Here is a 12,982-nt window from a genome sequence, read left to right on the forward strand (position 1 = left end):
CATCGGTACAGAATAGTTATGAAAAATACAGATGTTGCGATAGTTGGACTATCTTGTGTCTTCCCTGGAGCAAAAGATGCACATACTTTTTGGCAAAATATTGTCAATAAAGTAGATGCTACGCAAGAAGCTCCAGAAGACCGGATCGATCCCGTTCACTTTGACAAAAACAGCAATGCGATTGATCGTTTTTATTGTAAGCGTGGAGGTTTTATACCTGACTATACTTTTGACCCAACTGCCTTCGGTATATTACCATTGGCAGTTGAAGGGACAGAACCTGATCATCTACTTACGCTCGATCTAGTACAAAAAGCGTTGGAAGATGCTGGTGTATTCCGCAAGCAAACCTCTCTTGAGAAAACAGGTATCATTATTGGCAAAGGAAACTATGCGGGCCCGGGTGCGACACGCGCTATCGAAATCGTACGTACTGGTGAGCAGATTTCTTCTTTATTACAAGAACTGTTACCGCAAGTATCTGCTGCAGATTTAGAGAAAGTTAAACATGCCTTTCAGGAAAGAAAAGGGCGATTTAGTGCCGATACAGCAATGGGGTTAATCCCCAATCTAGTTGCTTCTTTAGTTGCCAATCGATTTAATTTAGGAGGAGTTGCTTTTACTGTTGATGCAGCATGTGCGAGCGCCTTAATTGCAGTCGACCATGCGGTACAAGAACTCCATCGCGGACGTTGTAATATGGTAGTCGCAGGTGGCGTACATACTGGTCAAAATGCTGCCTTTTGGAGTATCTTCACACAATTAGGTGCTTTATCACGTCAAGAACAAATCAAACCATTCAGTCATGATGCAGATGGATTATTGATTGGAGAAGGTTGTGGCTTTGTAGTCTTAAAACGAATGGAAGATGCGATACGTGATCAAGATAAAATCTATGCAGTCATTAAAGGTGTAGGAGTAAGTAGTGATGGTAGCGGTACTAGCGTGATGAGTCCCTCAGTCAAAGGTCAATTAAAAGCCTTACAGCAGGCTTGGTCCAATTCGAGTTTAGATAAACAACAAATAGGATACTTAGAAGCCCATGGTACTGGAACCCCACTTGGAGACAAGACTGAGCTCCAGACTCTAGCACAATTTTTTGGTAAAGACGATTCGCTTCCTATCGCTGGAATCGGATCTGTTAAATCAAACATCGGTCACGCCATGCCGGCAGCTGGCATAGCGGGATTGATAAAGACCTGTTTAGCGCTTCATCATGATATTTTACCCCCAACACTATACTGCGAAAATCCGACAGCAGACATGCAATTTACCAGATTTGCACCCGTACAGGATGCTAAAAGCTGGTCCCAGTCAGGCTTACCAAAAATTGCTGCTGTCAATGCATTTGGATTTGGAGGGATCAATACACACGTCGTACTCGAAGGCTATGATATGCCTAAAAAAGATACAGTTTTACTACTCGCTAGAACTAGCCAAGAGGAACTTCTAGCTGCATTAGGAAACAACGAGAGCACAGTAGGCCATGGCGACCATCGGCTTGCTATTTTTGACCCTACACCAGAAAGAATACAAAAAGCGATAAAGATTGTCTCCAAAGGCAATCCTTGGCGTAACAAACAGGATATTTGGTATACCGCTGCCCCTTTACTGAAAGATGGTGGCAAAATTGCCTTTGTGTTTCCAGGCTTAGATGGTTTAGCCAAAGGTGAGGTAGAAAGTGTAAGTCGCTATTTTGGATTAACAGAACCTATCGAAACAGAGGGAGAAGGTTTATTGACAGATGCTTTAGCCATTTTCAACAAATGTAGCATACTAGATAGTGCCTTGAAAAAACTGGGTGTTTTCCCCGATATGAATGCCGGACATAGTTTAGGTGAATGGCTCGCTGGCTACTCATCCGAATTGGCAGAAGCCAGCTCTGTAACAGCATTAATCAATGTACTCCATCCATCAACGTTTGAGTTAAAGGATTCTAAATTTATTGCCATAGGTACGGGTATTGAACAAATAACGCCAATCATAGCGCAAATACCCAATCTTTATATCTCGAACGATAACTGCCCACACCAAGTCATACTTTGCGGCAGCAATGCGGCACTAGATGAATTAGTCCCAGTATTAAAGTCGAAACAAATATTTCATCAAATATTACCGTTTCAATCGGGATTTCATACACCCTTTGTAGCGGACAAACTCGATGTGATTTTAGCGGGGATGGATCAGGTTCGTTTTCAACAAACAAAAATCCCATTATGGTCTGCAACAACTTTAGCCCCCTACCCCAAAGAGCAAGATGCCATCAGGCAATTAAGTGCAGAACATCTCGTTCAACCGGTTCGTTTTAGAGAACTGACTGAAAAACTTTATGAAGAAGGCGCAAGATTCTTCATCCAGGTCGGTGCCGGAGGATTAATTGGTTTTATCGATGATACCTTAAAGGGGAAAGCTTTCAGTACAATAACTTCAAGTGGACCTACCCGATCTGCACTAACCCAATTGCAGCGTGTAATCAGCGCACTTTTTGTGGAAGGAAAAGAAGTGGCATTAGACTTTCTAGATGTAAATACTAATCCAATAAAGTCGTCAACAAATAGTATTAAGTTGCAATTAGGTTTACCTATTATTCGAGACTTTAATGAGATGAAGGTTTTAGCCAAGTCTTTTGAGACTTCGAAAAAAGTAGGTACTACATCAAACAAAGCGAATAACCCACTTGTACAAGCTTTTCAAGATAATATAACGGATATGATCAGTATGCAAGAAGAAGTACTGGCGCTGTTCCAACAGCGTTCTGAAAACAGGCTATCGAATCAGATAACTTTTCCGGTTCCAGCACAGACTAATATTGTAAGCTTACCTGCAAATACATCCGTCCTTAATAGACCCACAAGTACAAGTTTCGATAAACTTTTACAAGTCAGTTTGGCAAGTGACCCTTATTTAATCGATCATAGTTTGCTTAGACAACCTGCGGGATGGACTCCTGTAGCGGATATGGAACCCGTTATTCCGATGACTATGATCTTTGAACTATTGGCAGAAACTGCACAAGCTGAAATACAGGGAACACAAGTGCATAAAATTATGCATGTGAATGTATTCCAATGGATGAATGTGGCGAAAACATTTGAGAAAACCATAAAAGGTGAATGGCGTGCACTGCACCATGCTTATCTAGATATTGAGAATTTTGCGAATGCTGAAGTATTTTTAAAAACATCTCCAATTCAAACTCCTGTATTCAACCTGTCTATTGGAGATCTGTTACCAATCCATAGAACGCCAGAAGAGATCTATGAGAATCACATGTTTCATGGTCATGCCTACCAAGGTATTACAGAAATCGTAGCTGTGGGAACTAAAGGCATTATAGGAATGATCAAAGGTAATGGTGGTAAAGGGTCATTATTGGATAATGCAGGCCAATTATTTGGTCTGTGGCTACAACTTACGCTAACGCAAGATAGGATCGCTTTTCCTGTTAAAATCAAGGAAATTGAGTTCTTTGAAGAGATGCTTGATCAGGAGGGTATATTTGAATGTACCTGTATGCTAACAGAGTTGAACGCAGAATTTGCTATCGGAAAAATTGTACTGAAAAGAGATGGAAAAGTATGGTGCGCCATCAGCGGATGGCAAAACCGAAGACTGGAAATAGACGACGCTTTATGGAACGTTTCCATGTCTCCTTCACATAACCGCCTTTCTGAACAAATTACACCAGAAGTATTTTTCTTTCATCAGGCTTATTCTCGCGTTGCTTCCTGGGATTTTGTGCTCAAGCGTTATTTCAATCAAAAAGAAAAACAATACTACCAACAGTTGATGCCTAATAAACGAAAAACCTGGATGGTCAGTCGTGTTGCGGTAAAAGATGCTGTACGTCATCTTTTACTCGAACAAAAAGGGTATGCACACTACCCGATTACTTTTGAAATAAGTGCTGATGAGGCTGGTAAACCATATCTAATTGGCGATGCTACAGATCAAATACATGTTTCATTAGCCCACAAAGGAAAAGACGCAGTAGCTATCGCACGATATGATAGACCAGTTGGCATTGATATGGAAATTATCGAAGAGCGTAGCTCGGGCTTTTACCCATTGGTATTTACTGATGCTGAACGCGCGTTATTAAAAGACAGGGATCAAGCTGAATGGACCACCCGCTTTTGGGTAGCTAAAGAAGCTTATGGGAAATATATTGGAAAAGGACTCCAAGGAAACCCTAAAGCATACGAGGTGACGGTTATTCAGAACGATCACCTATGGATCAACAATATTGAAATTAAAACTATAAAACACAATAATTATATTATCGGATGGACACTGTAAATTCAACATTAAAAATGAACCACGAAGAGTTATTCACCCTTTTAAAAGGTTTTATTACGGAAGTGATAGGAGAAGAATTTGTAGAAGAAATGGATATTACGCCAGAAAGTTCTTTTACGAAAGATTTGGAAATGGACAGTATCGAGATTGTCTCTTTTTCAGAGAAAATCAAAACACATTTTGGAGAGCAAATTGATTTTACGGGCTGGTTATCTTCCATGGATTTGGATCAATTAATCAACCTTGACCTCCGCATGATTATCAACTATATCTACGAATGCCAATAATTGACGTAAACAATAAAAAAGTTCATATACAAGAACTAAACAAAGGAGCTAAACAAACCGTGGTATTGATCCATGGTATGTTTAGCAATCTTTCTGTTTATTATTTTAATATCGCGCCCATTTTGGCGCAACACTTTCACGTGGTGATGTATGACTTGAAAAGTCATGGTATGAGTGAACGTATTTTGACTGGATATGATCTGAATAATATGTCTACCGACTTATTAGACCTGATGGACTATCTTCAGCTCGAGCAAGTTTTTCTAGTTGGTTATAGCTTTGGTGGACTAATTGCCCTGAAAACAGCCCTACTAGAGCCTGATCGTATACAAAAACTGGTCATCATGGAGGCGCCTGATCCACAAGATGAAAAAGCGCGTGATATCATCGAGGAGTATAGTAAGGAGTTTCTGGAACATTATGTAGCCAATTTCACCGACACAACAAAGGTAAAAATGGGTAAAAGACAAATGGAAAAAAATCACCGTCAATATGAATTCTTATTTCAACAGACCAGCATCAAAACAGATATGGTCACGGAGAAGCATTTTCTAGAAAACATCAGTACGGCCCAATTGCCTATACCTACCTTGTTATTGTACGGAGCAGATTCCAATTGTAGACCTACTGGCGAATGGCTGAAAGAACAGATTGATGAGTCAACACTTGAATTGATACCAGGCGATCATAACATTCCTATACAAGAAACCGACTCGTATAGCAGAAACCATCGTTCATTTTTTTACCAAAATCTTTATCAAAAACTATGGCTAAATATGTATTCGTTGTTCCACCTTTGACAGGCCATGTCAATCCAACTTTAAGCATCGGCGCCGAATTATTGAAAAGAGGCCATGAAGTTGCATGGATCAGCCTCGATAAAAATCTGATTTACAAGCTACCAGAAGGTGGACAGCTCCTGCTTATTCAATACGATCAAACCGACAAAGAAAAACAAGAAAGCGAGCAATACTTAGATATCATCTCTCAAAAGGTTGTTTATGGTATTGATAGTATCAAATTCTTATACGAAGAGGTTCTTATCCCATTAAATAGACATTGCTATAAGGGTATCATTGCTTTATTAAAGACCTTCCAGCCCGATTTGATGATTACAGACCAGCAGTTATTTGCGGGTCCGATAGCGGCAAAGATGCTTGGAATACCTTATTGCACCTCTGTTACGGCTCCTGCGGCGATTAAAATCATGAATGAGCTACCAAAGGTTCACGAATGGGAAATCAATCAAATCGTATCCTTGCAACAGGAATTAGGCATCATGGGACATCATTCGCTCGCTTGCTCGGATTTACTCACATTAGTATTGACTTCCAAGCATTTCTTTGGCGAAATGGACTTACCACCAAATTATCAATTTACTGGCCCTGTCTTAACCGAACGCCGTACTTCGTGTTCATTTGATTGGGACAGATTTCATCAAGACACCAAGAGAAAAATCTTGGTCAGTATTGGTACAACATTCGACCATGAACATAAAAAAGCCTTTTTTCAAAAAGTAATCGATGCATTCCAAGGAGAGCAAATTACTGTTATCGTTGTATCAGACCCGCAGCTTTTTGATTATTGGCCAGAAAATTTTATGGTCTATGAACAAGTTCCTCAATTGGAATTACTGGCTCATTTGACGGGGGTCGTTTGTCATGGCGGACACAATACCGTATCTGAAACATTACTTCACGGATTACCCCTCGTTGTTATCCCTATTGCTTATGACCAATCTCATGTAGCCGGACGCGTGGTACGTACAGGTGCTGGAGAACGACTAAATTTCAATAGATTCAAATCACATCATTTAAAAGAAGCTGTAAATACGATTTTGGATAATCCAAGTTATCGTGAAGCTGCCCAACTCGTTAGCCAATCATTCATTAATGCAGGAGGCACTTCTACTGCCGCCGATATTTTAGAAAGAACACTTCACTCCATTTCAACTCATTCCATGGTAAAATCAAAATTCCTATTTGTAGTTCCACCATTTTTTGGACATATAAGCCCAACATTAAGTGTGGGAGCAAGTCTTATTGCTCGTGGGCATGAGGTAAAATGGTTTGGTATTACCCCTTTGGACAACAAACATATTCCAGAAGGTGGAAGCTACTTTTATCCTGAAGAAGATCTTATTCCGTATCAGGATGAAATCAAACGTATTCTAAAAAGACAGGATGACGGACCTGCTTGTTCTGGTCCTGAGGTGATGAAACTGGCATTGGAGGAAACCTATGTACCATTTGCCAAGATGATGATGCCAGGATTAGCGCGTTTGATAGAAAACTGGAAGCCCGATGTGATTGTCAATGATTGTATTGCATTTGGGGGAGCACTCTTTGCTCATAAACACAATATTCCGTGCGTAACGACAACTCCAGTCCCTCCAGACGTCATGGGAGACACCGAGAAAAGCGCTCCAAAAATATTCGAATGGCAGCAAAACCTGATTAAAGGTCTCCAAAAAGAAATAGGGATTTATGAAGATGGAATTTTCATTCATTCTCATAAATTAAATATGGTGTTTACATCACAAGCTTTTGCCGGTTTTGATACCGTTCCATCACACATGAAATTTGTCGGTCCAGTAAAAGGACGTCCAAACGATGCTCCATTTGATTGGGAAAAGTTAAATGCGTCTACCACACCAAAAATATTTGTATCGTTAGGTACACTCTTGGTCGATATCCGAAAAGCCTTCTTTGAAAAAATCATTGCAGCCTTTGCTGATCAGCCTGTCACGATTGTAGCAGCTACTCCGCCCGAAATTTTTGAAGAATGGCCTTCCAATTTCATCGTAAGTAGCTTTGTCCCCCAATCAGCATTAATGCCTCATATGGATATGGTCATCTGTCATGGTGGTTTCAATACCGTTAATGATACCTTCCGCAATGGATTGCCAATGTTAATTACTCCAATTGCTTATGATCATTTTCATATTGCAAAATTAATTGAACAAGCAGGTTGTGGTATCAGTATCCGATACAAACGATTACGTGTGGAAGCGTTACGTGAAACCGTTTTTGAATTATTGGAAAATCCTAAATACAGGAATGCTGCCAAAGAAGTGCTAGACACCTTTACCGCTGCAGGCGGAAATGACAAGGCGGTAGAATTGTTAGAAAATTTTGCAGAAAAAGAACAAGCAACATTAGCTACTGTATAAAGTATGAAGAGAAAATTGTTATTTGGAGAGCGTATGCTTTTGGGCGATGGAGCAGAACCGTTCAATGCTGTTATTCCATTTAGACTAAAGGGTTCCTTTAAAGAGGCAGATATACAACATGCTTTATTTAAAATTCAAGAGAAACATCCTTGGTTAAAAGCACTCATTAGTCTTGATCAGAAACAAACACCTTGGTTTGAAGTGCCCGAAAAGGGCATTTCAATACCTATACGTGTGATGACTAGAAAAACTGAAGAAGATTGGCTGCAAGAATCAAAAAAAGAATGGAATACCTCATTTGATGGTAGTAAGCTGCCAATGATACGATTCATCTGGATAAAAGGGGAAGAAGTTTCCGATATGTTATTGGTTTTTCATCACTGTATATGTGATGGCGGTTTCTGCGATGTCGTTATTGCGCGAATTTCTTGCAGTACTGGATAACCCAACGGTGGATATTGGCGTAGAAAAACCCATACTCGGCATTCAAGACGTGGTGCCCCAAAACTTACTAGCTAGTCGTAAACAACAATTCAAAGCCAAGTTTATCGGCCGTCTAGCCGCTACTGCTATTAAATTTATACCGACAGGCAAAAGAGCTATCGAACGTAAGGAAGATTATCTGATTCACTGGAAATTTGATCAGGATTTAAGCCAACAAATCATCACCCATTGCAAATCAAATGGTTTTACGGTCAACACATTCTTATGCGCAATCTTACTTCAAGCATTTTTAAAAATAAGAGGTAATGCGGCCTTCAACAAAGTCTCCTGTCCTGTAGATATTAGACGATTTGCTCCACAGATAAAAGATGATCATCTCTTTGCATTTGGACTAATGATTGTATTATCCTCAAATAAAAAAATGAGTTTCGAAGAAAATCTCCCTTTGATGCAAGCAAGCGTGGATCGTAAAACAGCCAAGCTCAATCCATACATCACCATGATGGTTATGGAATCAGCCCATGATGCCTTAGGTAATTTTACCAAGTTATTGAAAAATGGAAAATCATCCAATGATTGTATGTTTTCCAATTTAGGTCGCATTCAAATTCCACATCAATATGAATCCTTTACATTGGATACTATTTTCAGTCCTACTGTCATTGGTCCTTTAGGGAACACGACTACACTCGTTACATCTACCTTTAGAAACGAAATGGACTTTTCTTTTGTTGGAAGTGAGGGTTATCTACCTCATTTTGAAGCATTGGCTATTCGCGATGAAATAAACCGAACAATAAAACTACAACTAGACTCTTTGAAGATATCATGCTAAGACGAAAATTATTGATGGTAGAAAGGATCATGTATGTGGATTCTACCACACCTTTAAATGCTGTATTCACAGCGAAAATCAAAGGAGCACTATCTGAAGAAAATTTTCAAAATGCCTTAGCTAAAATTCAACAAAAGCATGCATTACTTAGAGCAACAATAGACAATAGCAACGAAAAGCAGCCGCTCTTTGTTGAGCAAAAAAATATTGATTCTATCCCTCTCCGTATCATTCAACGAAAAACGGATAAGGATTGGTTTACTGAATCGGAAAAAGAATGGTCTCGTTTATTTGTAGAAAAAAACAAACCATTAGCACAACTTATCTGGATTAAAGGTGATGGAGTATCCGAGATTCTTTGGGTCATGCCTCACTGTATCTGTGATGGCACAACAATCGCCAACTTAATGAGAGAATTTCTTTGTTTATTGGATGAACCATCCTTAGCCCTAGCGACTTATGAACCCTACGAATCTATCCAAGAGTTTCTTCCAGTGGAATACAGTAAAAAAAACAAGAAATTCAAAGCGGAGTTCTATTTGGGGTTAGCGCGATTATTTTTTCTAATAAAACGATGCTCGAAAAAAAGGGCTTCAGGAGACAATTATGCCCTGCATTGGAAATTAGATCCACAAACAACAAAGCACATCACAGAAAAGTGTAAAACTAATGCTATCTCTGTGCATGCTTTTATTTGCGCTGTTTTTATGCAGGCTTTTCAACAGATACAAGGAAAGGCTGCCAAGGGCAAAGTGATAAGTCCTGTGGATATCCGACACTTTATTCCGGAAATAAAAGAAGACTATATATTTGCTTTTGCACCGACAGTCGAACTCACGCTAAAATCAGGAAGTCTGTTAGAAAATGCAAAACGAATCAAACAAGACCTCGTACATAAGATAAACAAAATGAACGTAAGAGAGCTTCTTTGGCTAGGAGAACAAATGCATCCTATCGTACAGAAAATGATAGCCATACTTCGATCAAGTCCGGGAGGTCATGATATTACCTTATCGAACATGGGTAAACTCAATATACCAAATGACTTTAAAAACTTTGAACTTGAAACACTATACAGTCCAACGGTTGCTTTCCCTTGGCTTAACCCCAATACGCTGGTTGTAAGCACCTTCAAAAACCAAATGGATTTCATATTTATGTCTAATACCGATTTTCTGACTAAAGATCAAGCTATTGCAATTAAAGATAAGGCGACTCAATTATTAACCTCGTCCATATGAAATTTAAATTCCCCTCCCCTCGTCCAAAAAAAATAGCAAAAACGACACTCAGACTCTTTTTAAGAAAGCGTATGATGTATTATGTTGTTCCAAATATAGTGTTCAATACCCTCGTTGCGTACGCTAGTTTTCAGGAAGTGGGTTATACACATTTCTTCGCGGGTTCTCAAAGTTTAGCTCGACTCACGCTTCCCATGGCGATATTTCTACCCTTAATCCTAACAGTGGACATCATTAAAAGAGTTTCAGAGGCTGCCGATCAAGGGGCGATTGAATATCGTATAGTCGACGAGCTCAATAAAAACAGATTCATGGCTAAACTGGCTATTATGCATGCGCTGTCAACTGGCCTCTTGATTTTAAGCTTCTTAGTACTTGCACAACTCAGTTTATCCGAATATTACAAGTTAGATCCAGCTCCCATGGCTATTCTTGATGGTTTTCTCGCTGGTATACTTTCTGTATTATTTACCTATCTGCCCATTCGGAAATTGAAAAAACATTTTTATAAACCGGTATCAATTGTCACGGTGAATGAAAATGAATAAAATACATTTACATTAAATTTGCGAAGCAATCACATGTCATATTGTTAAAACAACTTAAAGCAAATCTGTTTTAAAATAAAAAGCTCAACTAATGCTGAGCTTTTTATTAAATCTAACGTATCGTTATACAATCTTCCCGACTATCATCCAAATAACGCTGGCTTTTTATTAATTTACTTCAGCATCTTGATTTGCATATCTTTGTATTCAATCTTCATTGGAGGACCAACGTGAACTTGTACTCCGATTAATCCTTTTTCCTTGCGATTCACTTGATCATTATCCAATACCTCCGAAATTAACTTCCCATTGATATAATGCGATAGCTTATTATCTTTTGCAACAATCTCAATTTCATTCCAATCGCCTGCTTTTACCACATCAGCTAATTCCGCTGCCGTCGCTAAAGTATCCAAGACAATCAAACTACTCCAAGCATTACCTTTCGACTCACCAGGCATGCTCGCTGTTGGATTAGGAATTTCAGTTTGTTGTCCACGATAGGCCAAAGTCGTTCTGTTTCGTTCCTCATAATTTTGACCAGTATACTGATGCTTACCATCAATATCAGCCTGGTACCCTTTCAATGCATAAGGCAATTCCGTAAAACGTTCACTTCGGTAATTAATGCCACTATTGCCATTTTCGGAAATCCGGAATTGAGATTTCAACACAAAATCACCCGGTTCTCCACCTTTCCAGATCAAAAAAGTATTACTCTTTAAAGGTTCTGCACCTTCCTTAATTTCGCCAACCAATACACCACTATCCATATGCCAATAGCTGCTATCACCTTCCCATCCCGTCAATGTATTAGGATCAAGCATGGCAATAAAGCCTTCACCATTCATTGCACTATCCGCAGCAGCAATTTGACTTTGGCTTTCTTTAGTATTCCCAGCATTACAGGACACCAGCAAAAAAGAGGCTGCAACTGTCAAACAACCATATTTTATCATTTTGTTCATCTTAATGAGCTAAATCTAATTTCAAATTAATTGTTCCAATCTACGTCTGTATCCGCCCAACATTTATTCTTAGCTGATAGTAAAACAGCCTCACAGACCTTTTGTGTTTCATAGGCATCTTGGAAAGTTGGGTGACATTCTTCACCAGTTTCTATACTCTTTAGAAAATCAGCTACCTGATGAACAAAAGAATGTTCATAACCAATCGATAATCCTGGTACCCACCATTTGTCCATGTAGGGTTGATCGCCATCAGTAACATGGATGGATCGCCAACCTTTCACTATTGATTCATCCTCATTGTTGAAATATTCCAATTTATTGAGGTCATGAAGATCCCAACGTAGAGAGCCTCTTTCACCATTGATTTCAAATGTAAAAAGTGCTTTATGCCCTCTAGCATAGCGGGTAGACTCAAATAACCCTAAAGAACCATTATCAAAATGACAGTGAAAAATACAAGCATCATCAATTTTGACATCTTCCATTTTACCTGTATCCTCATGCAATCGTTGCTTCACAAAAATCTCAGTCATGGCAGAAACATCTTTAATACCACCATTCAGCCACATAGCCAAGTCAATACAATGCGCAAGAAGATCTCCTGTCACGCCAGATCCTGCAGCTTCAGCATCCATACGCCAGAAAGCTCGACCACCTTGCGGTAGGTTTTCATTTATGGTCCAGTCCTGTAGAAAATTGGTCCGATAGTGGAAAACTTTCCCCAGTTTTCCACTATTTATGATCTGTTTAGCGAGGGTGACAGCTGGTAATCTACGATAATTGTACCATACCATATTCTTAACATTGTTTTTTTCTACCGCATCAACCATCTTCCCTCCCTCTTCCAGAGTTCTGGACAAGGGTTTTTCGCATAAAACCATTTTTCCTGCTGCTGCTGCTGCCGTAGCTATTTCCATATGCATATTGTTAGGTGTACAAATATCAATAGCATCGATATCATCACGATTGATCAATTTTCTCCAATCCGTTTCAAAAGATTCGTACCCCCATTGTTCCGCAAAAGCTTTGACCTTATCCTCACTACGGGAACAGACAGCCTTTAGTATAGGTAAATATTCCAGATCAGGAAAAAAATTACTGACACGTTGATAACCATTAGAGTGGGTTCTTCCCATAAATCCACAGCCAATCAATCCTATTCTTAATTCTTTTTTCTTCATAACA

10 protein-coding genes are annotated in these 12,982 nt (G+C 39.3%); 8 read left to right on the forward strand and 2 right to left on the reverse strand.

The genetic code is table 11. The annotated features are described in order from the left end of the window. Nucleotides 1–18: 18 nt before the first annotated feature. From ACFX5U_RS16860 to ACFX5U_RS16895, 8 genes are read left to right on the forward strand one after another with little or no spacing between them, the layout of a single operon-like run. Complete coding sequence (locus tag ACFX5U_RS16860) at nucleotides 19–4,299, forward strand: beta-ketoacyl synthase N-terminal-like domain-containing protein (RefSeq protein ID WP_400261527.1); 4,281 nt, start codon at nucleotides 19–21, stop codon at nucleotides 4,297–4,299. Next, a complete protein-coding gene (locus tag ACFX5U_RS16865) occupies nucleotides 4,287–4,586 on the forward strand; it encodes an acyl carrier protein (RefSeq protein ID WP_038700250.1) in 300 nt (99 codons plus the stop codon). The genes ACFX5U_RS16860 and ACFX5U_RS16865 overlap by 13 nt, the downstream gene beginning before the upstream one ends. Next, entirely contained in the window at nucleotides 4,577–5,386 is an 810-nt protein-coding gene (locus ACFX5U_RS16870) for an alpha/beta fold hydrolase (protein ID WP_400261528.1), read from the forward strand. The genes ACFX5U_RS16865 and ACFX5U_RS16870 overlap by 10 nt, the downstream gene beginning before the upstream one ends. Next, the gene (locus ACFX5U_RS16875) at nucleotides 5,353–7,758 is read left to right on the forward strand and encodes a glycosyltransferase (RefSeq protein ID WP_400261529.1); all 2,406 of its coding nucleotides are present in this window, start codon (nucleotides 5,353–5,355) and stop codon (nucleotides 7,756–7,758) included. The genes ACFX5U_RS16870 and ACFX5U_RS16875 overlap by 34 nt, the downstream gene beginning before the upstream one ends. Nucleotides 7,759–7,761: 3 nt before the next feature. Further along, nucleotides 7,762–8,202 carry a condensation domain-containing protein gene (locus ACFX5U_RS16880; RefSeq protein WP_400261530.1) on the forward strand — a complete coding sequence of 147 codons (441 nt, stop codon included), beginning with the start codon at nucleotides 7,762–7,764 and terminating at the stop codon, nucleotides 8,200–8,202. Then, entirely contained in the window at nucleotides 8,150–9,037 is an 888-nt protein-coding gene (locus tag ACFX5U_RS16885) for a hypothetical protein (protein WP_400261531.1), read from the forward strand. The genes ACFX5U_RS16880 and ACFX5U_RS16885 overlap by 53 nt, the downstream gene beginning before the upstream one ends. After that, a complete protein-coding gene (locus ACFX5U_RS16890) occupies nucleotides 9,031–10,278 on the forward strand; it encodes a condensation domain-containing protein (protein WP_400261532.1) in 1,248 nt (415 codons plus the stop codon). Before ACFX5U_RS16885 ends, ACFX5U_RS16890 begins: the two co-directional genes overlap by 7 nt. Then, complete coding sequence (locus ACFX5U_RS16895) at nucleotides 10,275–10,826, forward strand: hypothetical protein (RefSeq protein ID WP_400261533.1); 552 nt, start codon at nucleotides 10,275–10,277, stop codon at nucleotides 10,824–10,826. Before ACFX5U_RS16890 ends, ACFX5U_RS16895 begins: the two co-directional genes overlap by 4 nt. Nucleotides 10,827–10,999: 173 nt before the next feature. Here the strand turns inward: ACFX5U_RS16895 and ACFX5U_RS16900 are convergent, their stop codons facing one another. Both ACFX5U_RS16900 and ACFX5U_RS16905 read right to left on the reverse strand, forming a co-directional pair. After that, entirely contained in the window at nucleotides 11,000–11,794 is a 795-nt protein-coding gene (locus ACFX5U_RS16900) for a DUF1080 domain-containing protein (protein ID WP_081918414.1), read from the reverse strand. Nucleotides 11,795–11,820: 26 nt separating this feature from the next. Beyond that, complete coding sequence (locus ACFX5U_RS16905; RefSeq protein ID WP_038700259.1) at nucleotides 11,821–12,978, reverse strand: Gfo/Idh/MocA family protein; 1,158 nt, start codon at nucleotides 12,976–12,978, stop codon at nucleotides 11,821–11,823. Between the last annotated feature and the right edge of the window lie 4 nt (nucleotides 12,979–12,982).

The organism is Sphingobacterium sp. SG20118, assembly GCF_044740685.1.
Taxonomy (GTDB): domain Bacteria; phylum Bacteroidota; class Bacteroidia; order Sphingobacteriales; family Sphingobacteriaceae; genus Sphingobacterium.